Source organism: Streptomyces sp. ISL-10, assembly GCF_018614575.1.
Classification (GTDB): domain Bacteria; phylum Actinomycetota; class Actinomycetes; order Streptomycetales; family Streptomycetaceae; genus Streptomyces.
Genome location: NZ_JAGGOJ010000021.1, coordinates 35,456 through 58,229, shown reverse-complemented (window position 1 = coordinate 58,229; position 22,774 = coordinate 35,456). Strand labels below are relative to the sequence as shown.

General features: G+C 72.3%; 17 protein-coding genes. 13 read left to right on the top strand and 4 right to left on the bottom strand.

Annotated elements, in window-relative coordinates:
• Positions 1-15 precede the first annotated feature (15 nt).
• From J7E88_RS24985 to J7E88_RS24960, 6 genes are all read left to right on the top strand, one after another.
• On the top strand, positions 16-2,145 hold the full coding sequence (locus J7E88_RS24985; protein ID WP_215184821.1) for a bifunctional diguanylate cyclase/phosphodiesterase: 2,130 nt from the start codon (positions 16-18) through the stop codon (positions 2,143-2,145).
• 231 nt (positions 2,146-2,376) lie between these two features.
• On the top strand, positions 2,377-2,673 hold the full coding sequence (gatC, locus tag J7E88_RS24980; RefSeq protein WP_016642027.1) for an Asp-tRNA(Asn)/Glu-tRNA(Gln) amidotransferase subunit GatC: 297 nt from the start codon (positions 2,377-2,379) through the stop codon (positions 2,671-2,673).
• Positions 2,674-2,677: 4 nt separating this feature from the next.
• Complete coding sequence (gene gatA / locus J7E88_RS24975) at positions 2,678-4,171, top strand: Asp-tRNA(Asn)/Glu-tRNA(Gln) amidotransferase subunit GatA (protein WP_215184819.1); 1,494 nt, start codon at positions 2,678-2,680, stop codon at positions 4,169-4,171.
• A 5-nt stretch (positions 4,172-4,176) separates the two neighbouring features.
• Positions 4,177-4,410: a hypothetical protein gene (locus tag J7E88_RS24970; protein ID WP_215185071.1), complete on the top strand. Its 234-nt coding sequence runs from the start codon at positions 4,177-4,179 to the stop codon at positions 4,408-4,410.
• Positions 4,411-4,426: 16 nt separating this feature from the next.
• On the top strand, positions 4,427-5,938 hold the full coding sequence (gene gatB / locus J7E88_RS24965) for an Asp-tRNA(Asn)/Glu-tRNA(Gln) amidotransferase subunit GatB (protein ID WP_215184817.1): 1,512 nt from the start codon (positions 4,427-4,429) through the stop codon (positions 5,936-5,938).
• 507 nt (positions 5,939-6,445) lie between these two features.
• The gene (locus J7E88_RS24960) at positions 6,446-6,730 is read left to right on the top strand and encodes a hypothetical protein (RefSeq protein ID WP_215184815.1); all 285 of its coding nucleotides are present in this window, start codon (positions 6,446-6,448) and stop codon (positions 6,728-6,730) included.
• 16 nt (positions 6,731-6,746) lie between these two features.
• On the opposite strand, the gene J7E88_RS24955 is transcribed toward J7E88_RS24960, so the two are convergent.
• Positions 6,747-7,655 (bottom strand): hypothetical protein, encoded by a 909-nt coding sequence (locus J7E88_RS24955; protein ID WP_215184813.1) that lies wholly within the window; start codon positions 7,653-7,655, stop codon positions 6,747-6,749.
• A gap of 526 nt (positions 7,656-8,181) precedes the next feature.
• On the opposite strand from J7E88_RS24955, the gene J7E88_RS24950 reads away from it, so the two are divergent.
• The 5 genes from J7E88_RS24950 to J7E88_RS24930 all read left to right on the top strand — a co-directional run bounded on the left by J7E88_RS24950 (position 8,182) and on the right by J7E88_RS24930 (position 15,787).
• Positions 8,182-10,392 (top strand): MMPL family transporter, encoded by a 2,211-nt coding sequence (locus J7E88_RS24950; RefSeq protein ID WP_215184811.1) that lies wholly within the window; start codon positions 8,182-8,184, stop codon positions 10,390-10,392.
• Between the two features lie 15 nt (positions 10,393-10,407).
• The gene (locus tag J7E88_RS24945; protein WP_215184809.1) at positions 10,408-10,971 is read left to right on the top strand and encodes a GNAT family N-acetyltransferase; all 564 of its coding nucleotides are present in this window, start codon (positions 10,408-10,410) and stop codon (positions 10,969-10,971) included.
• A 174-nt stretch (positions 10,972-11,145) separates the two neighbouring features.
• Entirely contained in the window at positions 11,146-11,925 is a 780-nt protein-coding gene (locus J7E88_RS24940) for a GNAT family N-acetyltransferase (protein WP_215184807.1), read from the top strand.
• A gap of 463 nt (positions 11,926-12,388) precedes the next feature.
• A complete protein-coding gene (locus J7E88_RS24935; protein ID WP_215185103.1) occupies positions 12,389-12,565 on the top strand; it encodes a hypothetical protein in 177 nt (58 codons plus the stop codon).
• A gap of 54 nt (positions 12,566-12,619) precedes the next feature.
• Positions 12,620-15,787: a helix-turn-helix transcriptional regulator gene (locus tag J7E88_RS24930; protein WP_215184805.1), complete on the top strand. Its 3,168-nt coding sequence runs from the start codon at positions 12,620-12,622 to the stop codon at positions 15,785-15,787.
• Here the strand turns inward: J7E88_RS24930 and J7E88_RS36160 are convergent.
• The 3 genes from J7E88_RS36160 to J7E88_RS24920 all read right to left on the bottom strand — a co-directional run bounded on the left by J7E88_RS36160 (position 15,717) and on the right by J7E88_RS24920 (position 18,326).
• Positions 15,717-15,926, bottom strand: coding sequence for a DUF6191 domain-containing protein (locus J7E88_RS36160; RefSeq protein WP_308307594.1), 210 nt, complete (start codon positions 15,924-15,926; stop codon positions 15,717-15,719). The genes J7E88_RS24930 and J7E88_RS36160 overlap by 71 nt on opposite strands.
• A gap of 14 nt (positions 15,927-15,940) precedes the next feature.
• Positions 15,941-17,083, bottom strand: a complete 1,143-nt coding sequence (locus tag J7E88_RS24925; RefSeq protein ID WP_215185069.1) for a sorbosone dehydrogenase family protein — start codon at positions 17,081-17,083, stop codon at positions 15,941-15,943.
• Between the two features lie 244 nt (positions 17,084-17,327).
• The gene (locus J7E88_RS24920; RefSeq protein ID WP_215184803.1) at positions 17,328-18,326 is read right to left on the bottom strand and encodes an aldo/keto reductase; all 999 of its coding nucleotides are present in this window, start codon (positions 18,324-18,326) and stop codon (positions 17,328-17,330) included.
• Between the two features lie 84 nt (positions 18,327-18,410).
• Between J7E88_RS24920 and J7E88_RS24915 the strand changes: the two genes are divergently transcribed.
• Positions 18,411-19,364 carry a 2-hydroxyacid dehydrogenase gene (locus J7E88_RS24915; RefSeq protein WP_215184801.1) on the top strand — a complete coding sequence of 318 codons (954 nt, stop codon included), beginning with the start codon at positions 18,411-18,413 and terminating at the stop codon, positions 19,362-19,364.
• A gap of 392 nt (positions 19,365-19,756) precedes the next feature.
• Positions 19,757-22,576, top strand: coding sequence for a bifunctional diguanylate cyclase/phosphodiesterase (locus J7E88_RS24910; protein WP_215185067.1), 2,820 nt, complete (start codon positions 19,757-19,759; stop codon positions 22,574-22,576).
• Positions 22,577-22,774 lie beyond the last annotated feature (198 nt).

Sequence of the window (22,774 nt, the reverse complement as noted above, 5' to 3'; positions counted from 1 at the left end):
GTGAGAGGGACGGGAATGAAACCGACCGAGAGCGCCGCCCCGGTCCCGCGGCCGCGTGCACTCGCGGCCCTGGTGGGCCGGACCCCCGGGCTGCCCGCGGCCGTTGTCGCGGGCGCCGCGCTCGTGCTCGTGACCGGAGTCGTCACCACCGTACGCGAAGGGCACGCCCTGTTCCCCGGCTCCAGCGAGGGCTGGTCGCTCGCGCTGCTCACCGGGATCATCGTCGGCCATCTCGTCGCCCTCGGCCGCGACCGCTGGTGGGGCGGGACCGGCTCCGGCGCCGCCCTCACGCTGGCCGTCCTGCTCCTTTTCGGCTGGGTGCCCGCCGGGCTCGTCTCTCTCTCCGTCGTCGCCCTCGTCGGCGCCGCCTGCCGGGGCAGGTGGCGCCAGGGCCTGCTCCACGGTGCCATCGACGTCCTGGGCATCGGCGCTGCCGCGCTCGCGCTCGCCGCCTTCGGAGTCGTACCGACCGTCGAACACCCGTGGGACCCGCTGCGCTGGGGGATCGAGGCGGCCCCCGAGGTCATCGTCGCCGCCACCGCCTATCTCGCCGTCACCCGGCTGCTGTTGTGGTACGTCCTCGCCCCCCAGGGCGGCGGGCTGCCCACCGTCGCCCGCACCGCCCTGCTCCGGCAGGGCCTCGTCGCCCTCGCCCTCGTCGGCATCGCCCCGCTCATCAGCGTCGTCACCGTCGCCATGCCCGTGCTGCTGCCGCTGTTCGCCGTTCCCCTGATCGCTCTCGACTCCACACTCTGGATCGCCAGGGCCCGCGCCGAGGAGCAACTGCGCGACCCGCTGACCGGGCTGCCCAACCGGCAGTGGCTGCTGGAGCGCACCTGGTCCGCGCTGGAGGACGCCGAGAGCACCGGAGCGCGCTCGGCGCTGGTCCTCATCGACCTCGACCGCTTCCGCGCCGTCAACGACACCCTCGGCCATCTCGCGGGGGACCGGCTGCTGCTCCAGATCGCGGAGCGGCTGCGGCTGGCACTGCCGCGCGGGGCCGAGGCGGCGCGGCTCGGCGGCGACGAGTTCGCCGTCCTGCTGCCCACCGCTGACTCGACGACCAGCGCCCAGCGCGTCGCCCGTCATCTCGTTGCCGAACTGTCCTCGCCGCTCGACCTGGACGGGCTCACCCTCGTCCTGGAGGCCAGCGCCGGACTCGCGGTCTTCCCCGACCACGCGCTCGACGCCGAGGGGCTGCTGCGCCGCGCGGACGTGGCGATGTACCAGGCCAAGCGGGACCGTACGGGCGTCGAGGTGTACGAGTCCAAGCGGGACAGCAACACCCCGGACCGGCTCGGTCTGCTCGGTGACCTGCGCCGGGCGCTGGACGCGGGCGACGTCGAGCTGCACTACCAGCCCAAGGTCCGCTTCGACGGGCACGTCTCGGGGCTCGAGGCTCTCGTCCGCTGGGTGCACCCCGAGCGCGGACGGGTCCCCCCGGACGAGTTCATCGCCATCGCCGAGACGTCCGGGCTGATGCCGCATCTGACGGAGTACGTGCTGGAAACGGCGCTCGCACAGGTCGCCCGGTGGCGCGCGCAGGGGCTCACGGTCCCGGTCGCCGTCAACGTCTCGCCGCGCGACGTCCACACCCCCGGCTTCGCCGGAGCCGTCGCCGCGAGGCTCGCCCGGCACGGGGTCCCGCCGGCCGCGCTCCAGCTGGAGATCACGGAACACGTGCTCCTGGAGGACCCGCAGCGGGCCGCCGACACGCTGGCGGGGCTCGCCGACCACGGCGTGAAGATGTCCCTCGACGACTTCGGCACGGGCTACTCCTCCCTGGTCCACCTGCGCCGGCTCCCGGTCAGCGAGCTCAAGATCGACCGGTCCTTCGTGGCGCGGCTCGCCATCGACGCCGAGGACGCGGAGATCGTCCGGTGCACGGTCGACCTGGCCCACTCGCTCGGCCTCCTCGTCGTCGCGGAGGGCGTGGAGGACGACGAGACCTGGGAGCGGCTGCGGGACCTGGGCTGCGACGCGGTGCAGGGATGGCTGGTGGCGGCGGCGATGCCGCCCCAGGAGACGACGGCGTGGCTGCTGGCCAGGGGCGAGCGCGGCTGGCACCGCCCGGCGCTCCCGGCGGGAGAGCGCCCGCCGACCCCGAACAGCGCGGGCCACACACGGGGGCACGCGGTGCCGTAACGGTGTGGGCGTGCCTTACCCCGACGTCTCCGGCGCGCCGGGGTCCGGCGGGGCCCCTTCAATCAATCCCACGTCCGCGTCGGCGGCGCGGGATTCGCGCCCGGGGCACGGGGCCCTGGCCCCGGTTTCGGGAAGGGGCGGAGAGGGGGAGAGCAAACCGTTTCACGGTCACCCCGCCCCGCCCCATAGGATTGGGCCAAAACCATCACACTCACCCCTGAGGATCGCTGCATGCCTGGCATCACGCGCGAGGAGGTCGCCCACCTCGCCCGGCTGGCGCGTCTGGAGCTGAAGGACGAAGAGCTCGACCACTTCGCCGGACAGCTCGACGACATCATCGGCGCGGTCGCCCGCGTCTCCGAGGTCGCCGACCAAGACGTACCCCCGACCTCCCACCCGCTGCCGCTGACCAATGTCATGCGCGCGGACGAGGTCCGTCCGTCGCTCACCCCCGAGCAGGCGCTCTCCGGCGCCCCGGCCCAGGAGCAGCAGCGTTTCAAGGTGCCGCAGATCCTGGGGGAGGACTAATCACATGACGGACATCATCAGGCTCACCGCAGCCGAGACCGCCGAGAAGATCGCCGCGGGCGAGCTGACGGCCGTCGAGGTCACCGAGGCCCACCTGGCCCGTATCGACGCCGTCGACGAGAAGGTCAACGCCTTCCTCCACGTCGACCGCGAGGGAGCCCTCGCCCAGGCCCGTGCCGTGGACGAGAAGCGCGCGAAGGGCGAGAAGCTCGGCCCGCTCGCCGGCGTGCCGCTCGCGCTGAAGGACATCTTCACCACCGAGGGCATCCCGACGACCGTCGGCTCCAAGATCCTCGAGGGCTGGATCCCGCCCTACGACGCGACCCTGACCAAGAAGCTCAAGGCCGCCGACGTCGTCATCCTCGGCAAGACCAACATGGACGAGTTCGCCATGGGGTCCTCGACCGAGAACAGCGCGTACGGCCCCACGGGCAACCCCTGGGACCTGACCCGTATCCCCGGCGGTTCCGGCGGCGGCTCGTCCGCCGCGCTCGCCTCCTTCCAGGCCCCGCTCGCCATCGGCACGGACACCGGCGGATCGATCCGCCAGCCCGCCGCCGTCACCGCGACCGTCGGCGTCAAGCCGACCTACGGAGGCGTGTCCCGCTACGGCATGGTGGCGTTCTCCTCCTCCCTCGACCAGGGCGGCCCCTGCGCCCGTACGGTCCTCGACGCGGCTCTGCTGCACGAGGTCATCGCCGGGCACGACCCGCTCGACTCGACGTCCATCGACGCCCCGGTCCCGCCGGTCGTCGAGGCCGCCCGCAACGGGTCCGTCCAGGGCATGCGTGTCGGTGTCGTCAAGCAGTTCCGCGGCGAGGGCTACCAGGCCGGTGTCCTGCAGCGCTTCGACGAGTCCGTCGAGCTGCTGAAGGAGCTCGGCGCCGAGATCGTCGAGCTGGACTGCCCGTCCTTCGACCTGGCACTCGCCGCGTACTACCTCATCGCGCCGTCCGAGGCCTCCTCGAACCTGGCCCGCTTCGACGCCATGCGCTACGGCCTGCGCGTCGGCGACGACGGCACGAAGTCCGCCGAGGACGTCACCGCGCTCACCCGCGAGGCCGGCTTCGGCCCCGAGGTCAAGCGCCGCATCATGCTCGGCACGTACGCGCTCAGCTCCGGCTACTACGACGCGTACTACGGCTCGGCGCAGAAGGTCCGCACGCTGATCACGCGCGACTTCGAGAAGGCTTTCGGGCAGGTTGACGTCATCGTTTCCCCGACGACGCCGACCACCGCCTTCCCGATCGGCGAGCGCGCCGACGACCCGATGGCGATGTACCTCGCGGACCTGTGCACGATTCCCACCAACCTGGCCGGCAACGCGGCGATGTCCCTGCCGTGCGGTCTCGCGCCCGAGGACGGCCTGCCCGTCGGCCTGCAGATCATCGCCCCCGCCATGAAGGACGACCGGCTGTACAAGGTCGGTGCCGCCGTTGAGGCCGCCTTCGTGGAACGCTGGGGTCACCCGCTGCTGGAGGAGGCTCCGTCGCTGTGAGTGCCATGGCAAAGAAGGCCAAGAACTTCAAGAAGTCCAAGACCGGGCTGTACGTGTCGCTGGGCACCACCGCCTTCGGTGCGATCAGCGTCGCCAAACAGGCCAAGCTGGCCCGCGAGGACGGTGACCTCCTGCGGCTGGTCGACGCCGCGGTGTCCGCCGCCGCCATCGTCACCGGCCTGGCCATCCTCTACCGCGAGCTGAAGCGGCTCGGCGACGACGACGTACTGCTGGGCTGAGAGGGAAAGTTTCATCGTGACCGTCACTGAACTGGTGTCGTACGAGGACGCCCTCGCGTCCTACGACCCCGTCATGGGCCTGGAGGTCCATGTCGAGCTCGGCACCAAGACCAAGATGTTCTGCGGGTGCTCCACGGAGCTGGGCGCCGAGCCCAACTCGCAGACCTGCCCGACCTGCCTCGGCATGCCCGGCTCCCTCCCGGTCGTCAACGCGATCGCGGTCGAGTCGGCCGTCAAGATCGGCCTCGCGCTGAACTGCGAGATCGCCGAGTGGTGCCGCTTCGCCCGGAAGAACTACTTCTATCCGGACATGCCGAAGAACTTCCAGACCTCGCAGTACGACGAGCCGATCGCCTTCAACGGCTATCTGGACGTCCAGCTGGAGGACGGCGAGGTCTTCCGCGTCGAGATCGAGCGCGCCCACATGGAGGAGGACACCGGCAAGTCGACGCACGTCGGCGGTGCCACGGGCCGCATCCATGGCGCGTCCCACTCCCTACTGGACTACAACCGCGCCGGCATCCCGCTGATCGAGATCGTCACCAAGCCGATCGTCGGCGCCGGTGAGCGCGCTCCTGAGGTGGCCAAGGCGTACGTCGCCGAGCTGCGCGAACTCATCAGGGCGCTCGACGTCTCCGAGGCCCGTATGGAGATGGGCCAGATGCGGTGCGACGTGAACCTGTCGCTGCGGCCGAACGGCACCGAGAAGTTCGGCACCCGCAGCGAGACGAAGAACGTCAACTCGCTGCGCAGCGTGGAGCGTGCGGCCCGGTTCGAGATCCAGCGGCACGCCGCGGTGCTCTCGTCCGGCGGCACGATTGTCCAGGAGACCCGTCACTTCCACGAGGACGACGGCTCCACCACGTCGGGCCGTGTGAAGGAAGAGGCGGAGGATTACCGCTACTTCCCCGAGCCGGACCTGGTGCCCGTGGCCCCGGCCCGCGAGTGGGTCGAAAAGCTCCGTGCGGGTCTGCCCGAACTGCCCCGGGTGCGGCGCAACCGGCTGCGCGAGGAATGGGGCATCTCCGAGCACGACATGCAGTCGATGCTCAACGCGGGCGCGGTCGACCTGATCGCCGCCACGATCGAGGCGGGCGCGGACGCGGCCGCGGCCCGCAAGTGGTGGATGGGCGAGCTGGCGCGCAACGCCAACGAGTCCGGCAAGGCTCTGGACGCGCTGCCGATCACCCCGGCGCAGGTCGCCCGTGTGACGGCGCTGGTCGCGGCCGGCGACCTCAACGACAAGCTGGCCCGCCAGGTCATCGAGGGCGTGCTCGCCGGCGAGGGCGACCCGGACCAGGTCGTCGAGAAGCGCGGCCTGAAGGTCGTCTCGGACGAGGGTGCGCTCGGCGCGGCCGTCGACGAGGCGATCGCGGGCAACGCGGCGATCGCGGACAAGATCCGCGGTGGCAAGGTCGCGGCGGTGGGCGCGCTTGTGGGCGCGGTCATGAAGACGACCCGTGGCCAGGCGGACGCGGCACGCGTCAAGGAGCTGATCCTGGAGAAGCTGGGCGTCTCGGGGTCCTGACAACACCCTGTGGGGAGGGCGGCACGCAAGCACCGGGCGCGCCGCCCTCCGGCACGTCCGCGCCGACGGGCCCGCGTGGTTGTGGCTGCCTTGTTTCGGGGGCGGGTGGTCACGCCGTCCTGCGGGCGGTGGAGCGCGAGCAGGTGAGTGTGCCGTCCTCCGGCACGTCCGCGCGCCGACGGGCCCGCCCCCAGTAGGCGGCACCGCCCTGCGGCGGCTATGCGGCATCGCCCTGCACGCGGCACTCAAGGAGCCTGGTGGACCATGTGCCGCTCAGGCGAGCGTTGTTCGGGGCCGGCGGATGGTCCAGGTGAGCCCCGGTGGTCGCAGCGCCGCCCTGCGGCGGTCGGCGCGGTGGCCCCGATCAACCGGGCGCCGGGCCCGGCCTCCCCGCCGCGGCGTAGCGCAGGTGTGAGCAGCACATGAGCCGCCAGGCCGTGGCGTACCACTCGGGTGAGCGGCGCGGTGGGGCCGTGACCGATGATCCGTCGTCGCGTTGCTCACGGCATGACCACCGCACACCGCGTATTCGCCGCCCTCGCCCTTGCCACCGGTGCCTCCGCGCTCGCCGCGCCGTCGGCGGGCGCCGCCCCCGTCGAGGCCCCGCAGATCCCCTCGGTGATGAACGAACTCGACACCCTCTCCGCCGACTCGGTCGGACCCGAGCACCGCGAGAACGTGCCCGCCCCCTCCGAGCAGCTCGCCGGGCTCAACCGCCTCGCCGGAGTGCCGAACGACCTGGACCCGCTCACCGGCCAGCTCGCGCCGGTCACCGGACTCGTCGGCGCCTAGGGGCGACGCCCGCGCGTCAGTGGCGTATGCCGAGCCCCGGCAGCCACATCTCGCCGCGGTCCTTGCAGCTGACGTCCCGGGCCCGCAACTCCTCCGGCTCTCTCGTACCGCGGGCCCGCAGCTCGGTGATCACCAGGTGCGCCAGCGCCGCCGCGTGCTCCCGCTCCGGCGCGGTGAACTCGGTCTGCCACCAGCCACGGTCGCGGGACTGCCAGCCGCGGGCGCGCATCTGCAGGGCCCGCTCCTCGCCGTCCTCCCCGTCGCGGTCGTCCACCGACGCGTACAGCCCGTCCTCGATGCTGTACGACACAAGGATGCGACGGCCGCGATCGGCGGAGCTGGTCACGCAGAAGCTGGCCCAGTCGGTGCCCACCTGCACCGGCAGCTGCTCCACCCAGGCCGCGAGAAGCACTTCGAGACCGGTCCGGAAGTCCTCCAGGCTCGTGGCGAGCCGGCCCCCGGGGCGCGCCTGGGGGCGCTCTCCCGGGCCGCTGCGGTCCAACTGCCATACGTAGGGCAGGAAGTCCAGGTCGTGAGGCTCGTCGCCGGACCAGGTGCCTCCCCACTCGAACGTCCGCTGCTCCTCACCCTCCAGCGTCCCCGTGTCGTGGACCGACAGTCCCACCTGCCGGTGGTCCCCGGCGAGCAGCACCAGCCGGCGGCTGTCGCGCCAGCGGACACTGGGGCCCTGTGACGACCCGCCGTAGAGCGTCGGCTCACCGATCCGCGCCGTGATCGCCTCGTACATCCCGCGGAACGCCTCGCGGCGCTCCGCGAGCGGGGCACCGGGCCCGTGCACGAGCACCGGGACGGGGGCACGGCCCAGATGAGGGCCGGGCGCGTCGTGGAGCATGCGGGCGAATTCCGCCGCGTCCGCGGGCGTCAGTGCCGTCTGATCGATCCCCCTGTATTCCATGTCGGCCATCGTGCCAGGGGACACCGACAATTCCGGCCGTCTTGTGGACCGAGACCGATTTCCGCCGCCTACGGGCACCTGACGCCCCGAGCAGTCCTCATGGACCGTATGCCGGTGGCCGGATCTCGATTGGACTGCCGACGCGGCTTCTTGGACGTTCACCACAGGGTCGTCACCAGGTCTTCTCGGCGACATGCGGCGAGAGCGGCCTGGAGGGACGGCGGCAGGAGCGAGCCGACGGCGGCGGCGCCGGCTCATGGGCCACTTCGAGCACCGGGTGCGTCTTCGGCTGACCCGGCCGGGCCTGCGGGCGGCGAGCCCCGTACGCGGCTCCAGCCGGTCCGCGCGGACACGCGCACGCTCACCCGGTGCGCGGGAGCGGGAAGAAATGACCACCCCGCTTCCGTGCATCTGTGTGAGGAACCCCACGAAACGGTCAAAAGATCGCTATTGCCTGCGACAGTATTTCTTGCATGTCATGAGTTCTTTGCGGGCTGTTCCCGGTCAAAGATCCACGAACCAGGGAGCGGGTCCGGTGGCAGCTATTGCCCGGTGGTGCGTCAGGCACCGTCTCGTCGTCGTCCTGCTCTGGCTCCTCGCCCTCGGCGGCACCACGGCGGCAGCGAGCGTCGCCGGGTCCGCGTACTCCAGCAACTACGACGTACCGGGCACGGAGTCCGGCCGGGCGACCGCCCTCCTGGAAGAGGGCTTCGACGGCCGCGTCGGCGACGGCGACACCGTTGTCTGGCACACCGATGACGGCAGCGTCCGCTCCCCGGCCGTCGAGCAGCGCGTGTCCGAGATGCTGGACCGCGTCGCCGGCCTCGACAGCATCGCCTCCGTCGCCAGCCCCTACGGCAGCCACGGCGCCCTGCAGATCAGCGCCGACGGGCGCACCGCGTACGCCGTCGTCACCTTCGACGCGCAGGCCGACGACGTCCCCGAGTCCCAGGCGCGGGCACTGGTGGACACCGCCAAGGCGGCCGAGGAGGGCGACCTGCGGGTCGAGCTCGGCGGCAGCGCCGTCGCCCTGACCGAGGCGCCCGGCGGACACACCGCGGAGATCGTCGGCGTGGCCGTCGCCGCCGTCGTCCTCTTCCTCGCCTTCGGCTCCCTCGCCGCCAGTGTGCTGCCCATCGCCACGGCGCTCGTCTCGGTCGGCACCGCGTACGCGGGCACCGTGCTCCTCGGCCACGCCATGTCGGTGGCGGACTTCGCGCCCATGCTCGGCATGCTCATCGGCCTCGGCGTCGGCATCGACTACGCGCTGTTCATCGTCACCAGACACCGCAAGGGCCTCAAACGCGGACTCACGATCGCCGAGGCGGCGCGCGAGGCCGTGGCCACCACCGGCCGCGCGGTCGTCTTCGCCGGTGCCACCGTCTGCATCGCACTTCTCGGCATGCTGATCCTGCGTCTCGGCTTCCTCAACGGCGTCGCGATCGCCGCGTCCCTGACCGTCGTCCTCACGGTCGCCGCGTCGGTGACCCTGCTGCCCGCCCTGCTCTCCTTCATCGGAATGCGCGCCCTGACCCGACGCGAGCGCCGCCGGCTCGCCAGGCGCGGCCCCCGGCCCGAACTGCCCACCGGCCTCGCCGCCCGTTGGTCCGCGTTCGTCGAGCGCCACCCCAAGCGGCTCGCCGCCGTCGCCGCCGTCGTGATGCTCGTGCTCGCCCTGCCGACCCTCTCGCTCCGCCTCGGCACCTCCGACCAGGGCAACGGTCCTGCGACGGCCACCACCCGCCAGGCGTACGACCTGCTCGCAGACGGCTTCGGCCCGGGCGTCAACGGGCCCCTGACCGTCGTCGCCGCACTCGACGGCGCCGACGACGAGCTCGCGATGGACCGGCTGGCCGAGACCCTGCGCACCACCGACGGCATCGCGTCCACCGGCCCCGTCGCCTACAACGGCAGCGGGGACACCGCGATCCTCACCGTCGTACCGGACACCTCCCCGCAGTCCCGGGAGACCAGCGAACTCGTCGACCGGCTGCGCGACGAGATCCTGCCCGCCGCCGGAAAGGGCAGCTCCCTGACAGCTCATGTCGGCGGCATCACCGCGGGATACGACGACTTCGCGGACGTCGTCGTCGGCAAGCTGCCTCTGTTCGTCGGCGTCGTCATCACGCTCGGCTGCCTGCTCCTGCTGCTCGCCTTCCGCTCCCTCGGCATCCCGCTCAAGGCTGCCCTGATGAACGTCGCCGCCGTCGCCTCCGCCTTCGGAGTCGTCGTCGCGATCTTCCAATGGGGCTGGGGCAGCGAACTGCTGGGCCTCGGCCGGGCGGGACCGATAGAGCCGTTCCTGCCCGTGATCATGGTCTCGGTGCTCTTCGGACTCTCCATGGACTACCAGGTGTTCCTGGTCGGCCGGATGTACGAGGAGTGGCTGGAGACCGGGGACAACCGGCGTGCCGTACGGGTCGGTCTCGCCGAGACCTCCCGCGTCATCAACTCCGCCGCCGTGATCATGATCTCGGTCTTCCTCGCCTTCGTCCTCAGCGGCGACCGCGTCATCGCCATGTTCGGCATCGGGCTCGCCGTCGCCGTCGCCCTGGACGCCTTCGTCCTGCGCACTCTGCTCGTCCCTGCCCTCATGCACATGCTCGGCGGGATGAACTGGTGGCTGCCGCGCCGGCTCGACCACTGGCTGCCGCGCATCAGCATCGAAAAGCCCGAGTGCCGTGAGGCGGCGCGTGCGAAGATCCCCGTGCAGCGTGCGGGCGATCGAGGGGAGCTCGTGCCGTGACCCACAAGGAGCACAGTGTTCGCGAGGAGCCTCGGCGACGACAGAGCCGAACTGCGTCCACTGGAGCCATGGCAGGCCGAGGAATTCTTGGCCCACATCGAGCGGGGCCGTGAGTACATAGGCCGGTACATCGGGCTGCCCGATGCCGCCACGGACGTGGCCGCCGCCCGCGCGTTCCTCCAGAGCTACGCGGACAAGGCCGCCGCCGACACCGGACGCATCTACGGCATCTGGCTGGAGGGCACCCTCGTCGGCGGCGTGCTCTTCCGCACGATGGACATCGCCATGGGCACCTGCGAGGCGGGTTGCTGGCTGGAGCCCTCGGCGGCGGGCCGCGGGCTCGTCACCCGCGCCACGCGCGAGATCATCGACTGGGCGGTGGAACAGCGCGGCATGCACCGCATCGAGTGGCAGGTCTCCACCGCCAACAAGGCCAGCATCGCCGTCGCCGAGCGGCTGGGGATGACGCACGAGGGCGTGCTGCGCGGCAGCCACCTCTACCGCGGCGTACGGCACGACATGGAGGTCTGGTCGGCGCTGGCGCCGGAGTGGCGGCGGGTGCGGGCCTCGGTCTCGTAGGCGGCGCCGTGGTCGGCGGCCGTTCGCTCGGCTCGGTTTCGTAGCGCGGCCCGAGTCGTGGGACCGCGCCTCGGTCTCGTGGCGGCGCCGGAGTGGCGGCGACCGCGCGGCTCGGTCTCGTGGCGGCCGCAAAACCGCTGGTTGTCAAAGACGTACGAGTGCTCCAATGCGCGGATGGACGACACAGCCGTGCTCGCGCTCTTCGACCACCAGATGCGCCGCCGCATCACGACGCCCGACACCGCCGGGCCCCTGACCGAACGCGCCGGTCGCGTCGTCCGGCAGACCGGTGCCGACGGCGACTGGAGCGGTGTCCTCTTCTCGGAGCTGACGGCGGACACGGCGGACGCCGAAATCGCCGAGCAGGTGCGGTACTTCACCGAGCGCGGCCTCGCCTTCGAATGGAAGCTCTACAGCCACGACGAACCGCAGGACCTCGGCGCCCGGCTCCTCGCGGCCGGGTTCACGCCCGAGCCGGAGGAGACCGTGCTCGTCGCCGAGGCGGGCGACCTGCCGTCCGTCCCCGAACTCCCCGACGGCGTACGGCTGGAGCCGGTCACCGGGGCCGCGGGCGTCGAGCTGACGATGCGGGTCCACGACCAGGCGTTCGGCACGGACGGCTCCCGGCTGCGGCAGCAGCTCCTCGCCCAGCTCGCGCAGGCGCCGGACAGGGTGCTCATGACCGTCGCGATGGCCGGTGACCTGCCGGTGTGCGCGGCCCGCGTCGAGTTCACGCCCGGCACGGACTTCGCCGGGCTGTGGGGCGGCGGGACCCATCCCGACTGGCGCGGCCGCGGCATCTACCGCTCCCTGGTCGCCCACCGGGCCGAGGCCGCGGCGCGGCGGGGCGTGCGGTACCTCCAGGTGGACGCGTCCGACGACAGCCGCCCCATCCTGGAGCGCCTCGGCTTCACGGCCCTGGCGACGACGACGCCGTACGTGTACGAGCCGTAGGCATCCCGGAACACCGGGTCCAGGGCTCGCGGGTATCAGGCCGGATCAGTGAGTGGTCCGCCACGCCCGAAGGCGTGGGGAGAGGTTCTGGTGCCGGTGGCACCGCCGGTGCCCGCAGGGCTACGGGAGAGAGCGCAGGGCGGAGGACGGGGGCGACCTCCCGGCCGAAGGCCCGGGGGAGAACCATGGCGGAACCATGGCGACTGACGGCAACGCGGCGTGGGGGCACCTCCCGTGCCCGCAGGGCTCTGCCCGGGGTTGGTGCCCTTCCCGCGCCGCAGGCCGTGGGCAACCGTGCCGGGGCACGTGAGTCCGGCGCGATCCACACGTGAGGCCCTAAGGCCCCCGGCCCCCGGAACATGCGGCAATCGCCCGATGCGGAACAGCCGCCTGGGAGACGAGAGTCGAGGTCATCGACCAAAGCCGTGCACCAGCCCGGCACCTCGTCCCGAAGGAGCACCCCGTGCTGCACTACGCGTTCCTGGAACAGCACCGCGCCGAACTGATCCGCCAGGCCGACGCCCAGCGCCTCGTCCGGCAGGCCCTGGCCGGCCGCCGGGCCGGCCGACGGCATGCTCGCCGCAAGAAGCGGGACCCGTCCGGCGCGGCCGACAGCAGCCACTACACCCGAGCCGCCTGATCCTCGATGGCGAGCACGGCGATACGCCGTCCCGAGGGTCCGGACGGCTGTGCGATGCTCAGCGCTGTGGAGACCAGGTCCGTCAGCCCCGTCTTCGTCGGCCGCGCCGGCGAACTGGCACTGCTCACCGATGCACTCACCCGCGCGGCCGGCGGCGGCCGTCCGCAGGACGGGAGCCCTGGGGGAGAGCCGCAGGCGCTCCTCATCGGCGGCGAGGCGGGCGTCGGCAAGACCCGTCTCGTCGAGGAGTTGCTGAGCGAGGCGTGCCGCAGGTGCGCGGTCGTCGCCGTGGGCGGCTGTGTGGAGATCGGCGCCGACGGGTTGCCGTTCGCCGCCTTCTCCACCGCCCTGCGCGCCCTGCACCGGCGCCTGCCCGACGAGTTCGCCGAGGCAGCCGCCGGTCAGGAGGGCGAACTGGCCCGGCTCGTGCCCGAACTGGGCGCTGCCGCAGGGCTTGACGCCGCCCGGCACGACGAGGAGGGCATGGCCCGCCTCTTCGAACTCACCGCGCGCCTGCTGGAGCGCCTCGCCCGCGAACACACCGTCGTCCTGGTCCTCGAGGACCTGCACTGGGCCGATGCATCCACCCGCCATCTGCTCGGGTATCTGTTCCGCACCCTGCGGCGAGGACGCCTCCTGCTGATGGCCACCTACCGTTCGGACGATGTCCACCGGCGCCACCCGCTGCGCCCCTTCCTCGCCGAACTCGACCGTGCCCGCACCGTCCAGCGCGTCGAGCTCACCCGCTTCAACCGCGCCGAGGTCGGCCGCCAGATGGCCGGCATCCTCGCCGAGGAACCGGCCCCTGCCCTCGTCGACCGCGTCTTCGAACGCTCCGACGGCAACGCCTTCTTCGTCGAGGAACTGGCCGCCAGCATCAGCGACGACTCCTGCTCCGGACTCCCCGACTCCCTGCGCGACATCCTCCTCGTCCGCATCGAGGCCCTCACCGAGGACACCCAGCGCGTCGTCCGCATCCTGGCCGAGGGCGGCTCCACCGTCGAGCACGGACTGCTTAACGCCGTCGCCGGGCTGCCAGACGACGACCTCGACCAGGCGCTGCGCGCCGCCGTCGGCGCGAACATCGTTCTTTCCGCACCCGACGGCGACGGCTACCGGTTCCGCCACTCCCTGGCGCGCGAGGCCGTCAGCGACGACCTGCTGCCCGGCGAACGCTCCCGGCTCAACCGCCGCTACGCCGAGGCCCTGGAGGCCGATCCGGCGCTCGTACGCGAGGAGGAGCGTGCCACGCGGCTTGCCACCTACTGGTACCGGGCGAACGACGCGGCCAAGGCACTGCCCGCCGTGCTCGCCGCCTCCGTCGCCGCCCGTCGCCGCCACGCCTACGCCGAGCAACTGCGCCTGTTGGAGCGGGCCATGGAGCTGTGGGACGACGCGCCCCAGGAGGTGCGTGACCGGCTGCGGCCCGTCGACCACGCAGAGGTCTACCCCCCGTGCGGCTGCGACCCGGCCACCACGCCCCTGCGCTACCTCGACCTGATGGCTGAGGCCTCCGTCGGCGGCCGGCTGTGCGGCGAACGCGAACGCGCACTGAAGATCGCCAAGCGCGGGCAGCGCCTCGCGGAGGCCGAGGGCGACCCGCTCCGCGCCGCCTGGTTCTCCGTGCAGCGGTCGCGGCTGATATCGGGCCTCGGCCGTGGGGACGGCTGGGCCGAACTCGGCGCCGCACAGGAACTCGTCCGCGGACTGCCGCCGTCCGCCGTCCATGCCGAGGTGCTCGCCGAGGCGGCCCGCTGGGGCATGACCCACGATCCGGGGCCCGCCAGCCTCGCAACCGCCGAACGCGCCGTCGCCTACGCCCGCATGGTCGGCGAGGAGGACATCGCACTGCGTGCCCGGCTCACTCTGGGCTGCCTCCTGGCCGACTCCGGCGACATCGAGGGCGGGCTCGCCGAGTTGTACGCGGTCAGGGAACGCGCCGCCGCCCTCGACGTCTCCCACATCGGCCGCATCCATGTGAACCTGCCCTCCGTGCTGGAGGGCCTGGGCCGCTCCGGCGAGGCTGTCGCGATCATGCTGGAGGGCATCGGCATCACCCAGCGGTACGGCCTGCTGGACAGCGAGGCATGGATCCGCCAGAACCTCGCCGAGTCCTACGAGACGCTCGGACGCTGGGACGAGGCGGCGGAGGAGGCCCGGCAGACCCTGCGGATCGCTCCGAGCCCCCAGCCCCGTGGATCGGCCTCCCTGCGCCTCGCCTTCCTCGCCGTCGGGCGCGGCGACACCGCCGCCGCGGCGGAGCATCTGCGCAATGCACACGACCACTTCGGCCCGCACGACCCCGTACCCCAGACGACTCTGCCGCTCGCCACCGCCGCGCTGCAGATCGCCGCGGCCGAGGGGCGGCTCACGGACGCGAGGGCAGAACTCGCCCGCGCCGCCGCCGGTGGATTCCCGCCCGGCACCCAGCGCTACGCCTGGCCGCTGCTGAGAGCCGCCGCCACGGCAGAGGCCGACACCCGCGGTCTGCCGTCGGCGGAGCCGGGCCGCGAGGACGCCCTGCGGCGCATCCGCGAGGCCGCCCGCTCCTTGGCGAGCGCCGTCCCCCTCTGGTCCGCACACGAGCGGTGGGTGCGGGCCGAACTGTTCCGTGCCGAGGGACAGGACAGCGCCGAGTACTGGGCCGAGGCGGGGCGTGCCTTCGAACCGCTGGAACGTCCCTACGACCTCGCCCGCGTACGCCACCGCTGGGCCGAGGCCCTGCTGGCCGCGGCCGGGGCCGGCTCCGGGGCGGGCTCCGGGGCGGGCTCCTCCGGGTCGGGCGACGAGCGCCGCGCCCGCGCGACCGAGCTGCTGCGCCGAGTCGGCGAAACGGCGGCCGGACTCGGCGCCCGCCTGCTGGCCGAGGACGTCGAACTCCTCGCCCGGCGCGCCCGTATTTCCCTCGCCGACACCGTCCCCGACGCCTCCGCGGCCCCGCACGCCGCGCCGTCGCCCCCGCCCCTCGGCCTGACACCCCGGGAGCAGGACGTGCTGCGCCTGGTCGCGGTCGGGCACAGCAACCGACGCATCGCCGAGGAGCTCTACATCTCACCGAAGACGGCGAGCGTCCATGTCTCCAACATCCTGGCCAAGCTGGGTGTCTCGGGCCGGGGCGAGGCGGCGGCGATGGCGCACCGCCTGCGGCTGTTCACCGATTTGCTGGACGGGACGGAGCATCCGGCGCAGGAGTCGGCGGTTCCTGCGCAACCCGGATCGTGACCCTGCCCGATGCGAGGTCTATCGGGCCGCTGCCGGGGTCGCTGTCCCCGACGTCGGTCCGGGTCAGCGCCAGGCGGTGGCGCTCCTCGTCGGTATGTCTGCGGCCAGGGGCGAAGAACTCCTCGAAGGTGTTGAACACGGACCGGCCGCCTCCTACCTCACCTCCAACCGGAGGATCCTGTCGTCACCCGGCTCGGGCGTGCCCCGGGTGTCCGTCTCGCTGGTGACGAGCCAGACCTGGTCGCCGCCCACCGACAGCACGGTGCGCAGACGGCCGTACTCCTCTTCGAGGAACGCCTGGGGCTCCGCCGAAGGTTCCGCGCCGGACAGCGGAATCCGCCACAGGCGCTCGCCGCGCAGCCCGGCCATCCAGATCGACCCCTCGGCGTAGGCGATACCGCTCGGCGAGGCGTCAGCCGTCCGCCACTGCGCCACCGGGTCGGTGAAGCCCGCCTTGCCGGCCTTGCCCTCCGCCGCCGGCCAGCCGTAGTTCTTCCCCGGCTCGACGAGATTCAGCTCGTCCCAGGTGTTCTGCCCGAACTCGGCCGCCCACAGCCGTTTCTCGGCGTCCCAGGCGAGGCCCTGCACATTGCGGTGCCCGTACGAATACACCACCGAGTCGGCCTCGGGATTGCCGTGCACCGGCTCGCCGTCCGGGGTCATCCGCAGGATCTTGCCGCCCAGCGACTTCTTGTCCTGCGCGAGCCCCGTGTCACCCGTCTCCCCTGTGCCCGCGTAGAGCATCTTGTCCGGACCGAAGGCGATCCGCCCGCCGTTGTGGATGACCCCCTTGGGGATGCCCCGCAGCACCGTGTCCGGCGCGCCCAACTGCTGCCCGGACGGCTTCTGGTCGTCGTACAGCATGCGGGCGATGCGGTTGTCCGAGGCGGTGGTGAAGTACGCGTAGATCTGGCCGTCCGAGGCGAAGGACGGGGAGACAGCGAGGCCCAGCAGACCACCCTCCCCGCCGGGGGCGACGCCCGGCACGGAACCGATCTCCGTCTTCTTGCCGCCGTCCGCCGCGACACGGGTGATCGTGCCCTTGTCGCGTGAGGCGACCAGCAGGTCCCCGCCGGGCAGAGCCGCAACGCCCCAGGGGGATTCCAGCCCCTCCGTCAGGGTCGAGACGACCTTCACGGAGCCTTTGGCCGGCGGTCCCGAGGGAGCGGGGGAGGTGCCGGCGGAGCCGCCGGTGGGAGAGGCCGCGGCATCCGAGGACGGCCCGGCACGACCCGCCGAATCCCTCCCGTCGCCCGAGGAGCACCCGCCCGTGAGAACGAGCACGGCGGCGGCCATGACGGCCGTCAATGCAGGACGGTGCACGGTGGTGATCCCTTCGACGGCTGCTTGCGCTGCCCGGCGAGCCGGGTGAACTGCCTGACTACTGTTCTTACACCGCAACCGGCCCAGAGGTTCCCGATCTTCGACAGAACGCTTCGTCCGCCCTGCGCGGGCCCCGGCCCGCCCGCCGCTCCCGCTGCACCCTCCACCGGACGGGCACGCCCCGCCGCGCCGCCGGCCCGTCCCGCCCCGGCCCACCTCAGTCCCAGGACCCTCGCGCCGGTGGGAGTGCGGCGATCTCGGACAGGTCCCGCGCGGTCAGCTCCAGATCCGCCGCGGTCGCGTTCTCCACCGCCCACCGCGGCCGCTTCGTCCCCGGCAGCGGCACCACGTGCCGCCCCTGCCGGAGCACCCAGGCCAGCGCCACGCGCGCGGGCGTCGTGCCCGGGCCGTGCCGCTCCGCGATCCGCCGGAGGCCTGCCACCACCGGCTGGTTGGCCGCCATCATCTCCGCCGTGAACCGCGGATGCCGTGCCCGTGCGTCGTCCGCCTCGAAGCCCTGCCCGGGCGTCAGCGTCCCCGTGAGGAAACCGTTCCCCAGCGGCATCGCCGCCAGGAACCCGATCCCGCGCGCCTCGCACCACGGCAGCAGCCGATCCAGCGCCTCCGGCGACCACACCGACAGCTCCGCCTCGACCGCGCTCACCGGGAACACCTGCTGCACCCGCTCCAGCTGCCGAATCGTTTGCTCATGTGGGTCCGCCCCCGAACGGCGTCCGGCACGCGCCCCTACCGCGCACAGGCCGAGCGCCCGCACCTTGCCCGCCGACACCAGCTCCGCCATCGCACCCCAGGTCTCCTCCACGGGCACCTCGGGATCCGCCCGGTGCAGTTGGTAGAGGTCGATCACATCGGTCTGCAGGCGGCGCAGCGACGCGTCGCAGGCCCGCTTCACATATCCGGGGCGCCCGTTGGCGACGATGTGCTGGTCCCCCACCAGCAGACCCGCCTTCGTCGACACGAAGGCCTCCGGGCGCCGTTCCTTGAGTGCCCTGCCGAGCAGCAGTTCGTTGGTGAACGGCCCGTACATGTCGGCCGTGTCGAGCAGGGTGGCACCGGCGTCCAGCGCGGCGTGGACGGCACGCAGCGAGCGCTCCCCGCGTTGCTCGGAGCTGGTGTAGGCCCAGCTCATCGGCATGCAGCCGAGGCCGACGGCGCCCACTTCGAGGGCCGCCGCACCGATTGTCCTGCGCTCCAACTCCCCGTACCTTCCCGTCGGGCCGCATGGCCGTCCTCAAAACTAACCAATGCTGTCCGGATCCCTTCGCATAGCCTCCTGACCATGACTGCTGATGTGTGGCTGCCCATCCCGGCCGACGAGATCGACGGCCTGCCCGCGCCCGCCCGCTCGGGGCTCACGTACCGGTTCTGGGACGGTGGACCCGACTTCCCGGCCGACCCCGCCCACTGCGTCTACTACGTCGTCCCGTACATGAAGGGCATGGAGGTCGCCATACGCCCCCTGGCGGCGATGCGGTCCGTGCGCGTCGTGCAGACCCTCTCCGCCGGTATCGACCATGTGGAGCCGGGGCTTTCGTCGTTGCCGGAGGGTGTACGCCTGTGCAACGCCCGCGGGGTGCACGAGGCGTCGACCGCCGAGCTCACGCTCGCGCTGATCCTCGCCTCGCTGCGCGGCATTCCCGGTTTCGTGCGGGGGCAGGACGCCGAGGAGTGGCGGGCGGGCTTCTATCCGGCGCTCGCCGACAAATCGGTCCTCATCGTCGGTTACGGCTCCATCGGCGCGGCCATCGAGGACCGGCTCGCGCCCTTCGAGTGCGCGCGGGTGGCGCGCGTCGCGCGCTCCGCCCGGGCAACGGAGCGCGGCGAAGTGCGCGCACTCGCCGACCTGCCGGAGCTGCTGCCGGCCGCGGACGTCGTGATTGTCTCCACGCCGCTCACGGAGCAGACGAAGGGCCTGGTGGGGGCCGACTTCCTGGCCCGGATGAAGGACGGCGCGCTCCTTGTGAACGTCGCCCGCGGACCCGTCGTCGACACAAAGGCGCTGCTCGCAGAGGTGGAGAGCGGACGGATCACCGCGGCGCTGGATGTCACCGACCCCGAGCCGCTGCCCGCGGGGCATCCGCTCTGGCACGCGCCCGGCGTCCTGATCAGTCCCCATGTCGGTGGCTCGACCACGGCGTTTATGCCCCGGGCAAAGCGTCTGCTGGCCGATCAGCTCACCCGGTTCACCGCGGAGGAGCCCCTGCGGAACGTGGTGATGACCACCGGCTCCTGACCGCTGCGCGACGGCTCGCGAACACTCTGCGAAGTCAACCGAATGCGCGGCGTGCCGCAATCGCCGCAGGTCGTCACGGAGAGTAGAGGACCTATGTCCCTGAGTGACGATATTGGTGTATCGTCCCGACCTGGGGGCTGCACCGGGCGCGAGGGGCGGTGCTGCTACGCGAGGTGATGGCTTCAGACCTGAGGGGGGCGACGGGCGATGCAGGGTCGATGGACCGACGAACCGACGCGGCGGGGCCGCCGACGGCGGCTGCTGTGCTCTCCGCCGTGCAGGCGCCACCGGGCAGTGCGTACTCCGATGCGCCGGCCGTGCTCGGCGCACCCGCCGATCATCCACCCGGCGAGGCCCCAGCCGCCGACCACGCACCCGAGGGCGGCGGCGCGGTGAGCGCCCCGGGAGCGGTGATAGCCCGGGACGCCGTCTCGGGCGGTGGTGCGCTGCTTCCGCAGCTCACCCTGGCCGCCGTCTGCGCCGGGTACGGCGTGGGCGCGGCCCTGGGCTGGGGCTCGCGAGAACTGGCGCTGATCATGGGCGACTTCGGGCTCAGCGCTGCCGCGCTCGTCGCCGCGGTCTCGTGCCATTTCTACGCGCGCACACCCGAGTGCCGCCTCCGCCCCGCCTGGCTGCTGTTCTCGCTCTCCTCGCTGATGGCATCGGCCGGCAACGCCGTCTGGGGCTGGTACGAGGTGGTGCTCGGGCGCGAGGTGCCGAGCCCGTCGGTCGCCGACCTGTTCTTCCTGTGCTTCGCGCCCCCGGCCGTCGTCGGCCTCCTGGTGCTCGCCAAGCGCCCGGTGACCAGGGCCGGCTGGGTCTGCCTGGGTCTCGACGCCTGGCTGATCGGCGGCTCGCTGCTCACCCTGTCGTGGAGCCTCGCCCTCGCCCACACCGCGCATGCCCAGGGCGAGAGCGTGGCGCCGGCGGCGCTGTCCCTTGCCTATCCACTGCTGGACATCGTGCTGGTCAGCATGGTGCTCGCGCTCCACTTCCGGCGTTCACCGGCCAACCGCTCCGCCGTCAACACGGCGATCGCGGGGCTCGCCCTGACCGTGCTGTGTGACGCCCTGTTCACCCTGCCGCTGCTGCGCGAGAGTTACCAGTCGGGCCGGCTGCTCGACGCGGGCTGGTTCGCCGGATCACTGCTGCTCGCGTACGCACCCTGGGGCGCGCGCCGTGCCACCGAGGCCGGCGGACCGCCGCGCGGGCCCCGGCAGACCGGACGGCCCCTCGCGAGCTCGCTCGCCGCCCTCACGCCGTATCTCGCCGCGGCGGTGTGCACGCTCGGGATCCTGTACAGCGTCACCGAAGACCGCCGTGTCGACCGCGTGGTCGTGATCACCGGCTGCACGGTCGTCCTCGCCCTCGTCGTCCGGCAGGGCATCATGCTCTTGGACAACATCGCGCTCACCCATGAACTGGCCCAGAAGGAGAACCACTTCCGCTCCCTGGTCCAGGGCTCCAGCGACGTCATCATGATCGCCGCGCCCACGGGTGTCCTGCGTTACGTCTCGCCCGCGGCCACGAAGGTCTACGGGCGTGATGCCGAGGAGCTGGTCGGCTCCGAGCTGGCCTCGCTCATCCACCCCGAGGACCTCGGCCGTGTCGTCCACGAGGTGCGCCGGTTCCTCGCCGCCTCCGCTTCCGCTTCCGCCGCTGACGAGCCGACGACCCGCATCGAGTGCCGCTTCAGGTCGGGTACGGGCGAGTGGCTCAATGTGGAGTCCACGGTCAGCCGCCACCAGGGCGGGCTGATCTTCAACAGCCGGGACGTCACCGAGCGGGTGCGCCTGCAGGCCCAGCTCCAGCACAACGCCGAGCACGACCCGCTGACCGACCTGCCCAACCGCGCCCTGTTCGCCGAGCAGGTCCGCCGCGCCCTGACCGGCCGCAGGTCCGGCGACCCGGGCACCGCCGTGCTCTTCATCGACCTCGACGGCTTCAAGGGCGTCAACGACCGTCTCGGCCATCAGGCGGGCGACGAGCTGCTGATCCAGGCGGCCCGCCGGCTGGCCGATTCCGTACGGGCCGGGGACACCGCAGCGCGGCTCGGCGGCGACGAGTTCGCGGCGCTCATCGTCGGCGACGGCACCCACGACCGGACCGCCCGCGAGCTCCAGGTGCACGAGATCGCCGACCGGCTGCGGCTCATGCTCTCCCAGCCGTACCGCATCGACGGCACCGAGGTACGGGTGGCCGCCTCCATCGGCGTGGCCTTCGCCGAACCGGGCATCAGCCCCACCGACCTCATGCGCAACGCGGATCTCGCCATGTACCGCGCCAAGGCCGCCGGCAAGGACCGCGTCGAGTTGTACGCGCCCCAGATGCAGGCCGACGTGGTGCGCCGCACCGAGCTGGCCGCCAGGCTGCGCAGTGCCCTGCACGACGGCGAGTTCGCCCTCCTGCACCAGCCCGTGGTGAGCCTGACCACCGGACGGATCGCCGCCGTGTCCGCGCAGGCCCGATGGCGTTCGGCGCAGGGCATACTGTTCACCCCCGCCGAGTTCCTGCGGGTCGCCGACGAGGGCACCCGCACCGCCGAGCTCGGCCGCTGGCTGCTCGAGGAGGCCGTGGAACAGGCCGCCGAGCGCGGCAGGCTCGGCCATCCGACCCCCGTCGCGGTACGGCTGTCGGCCCGGCTGCTGCTGGACAGGTCCCTGCCGCTGGGTTCGATCGAGGCGCTGCTCACCCGCCACCAGCTGCCCTCCGGGGCGCTGGTCATCGAGCTCGCGGACAGCGACCCGCGGATCTCCTTCGACGAGTTGGAGCAGCGGCTGGTCGCCCTGCGCAGGCTCGGCGTACGGATCGCCCTGGACGGCTTCGGCAGCGGCTACGCGGCCATCAACGCCCTGCGGCGCCTGCCCGTGGACGTGCTGAAGCTCGACCGCGGCCTGGTCGAGGGCGTCGTCGAGTCCGCCCGTTTGCACAAGATCACCAGCGGGCTGCTGCGCATCGCCCGAGATCTCGGCATGCAGTCCGTCGCGGACGGAGTGGACATGCCGGAGCAGGTGCTCGCGCTGCGGGCCATGGGCTGCACGCACGGGCAGGGCATGGCCTTCGCGGGGCCGCTGGACGAGTACCGGCTGCGCCGTGCCCTGGTCAGGGACCAGTACCCGGTCCCGGCGGGGATGCCGATGCCGGTTCTGACCGTGGGCATTCCGCCTGCGCGAAATGGCTCAAATAGTGAGACGCGTGTCCCACCCACTTGACAGTGACGGCGCGGCGGGGAGAGGGTCAGTGCCATGCGCACCCGAATTCTCGTACTTGGAAAGCGCGTCGGCTGAGCAGAGCCGCACCGATCAGGCTCTGCGGACACCTCCCGACGCGCTCCCCTCGCTTGCCTCACGGCACGAGGGGTTTTTTGTTGCACCGGCACGTACCGAACCCGTACCAAACCCTCGCAAAAA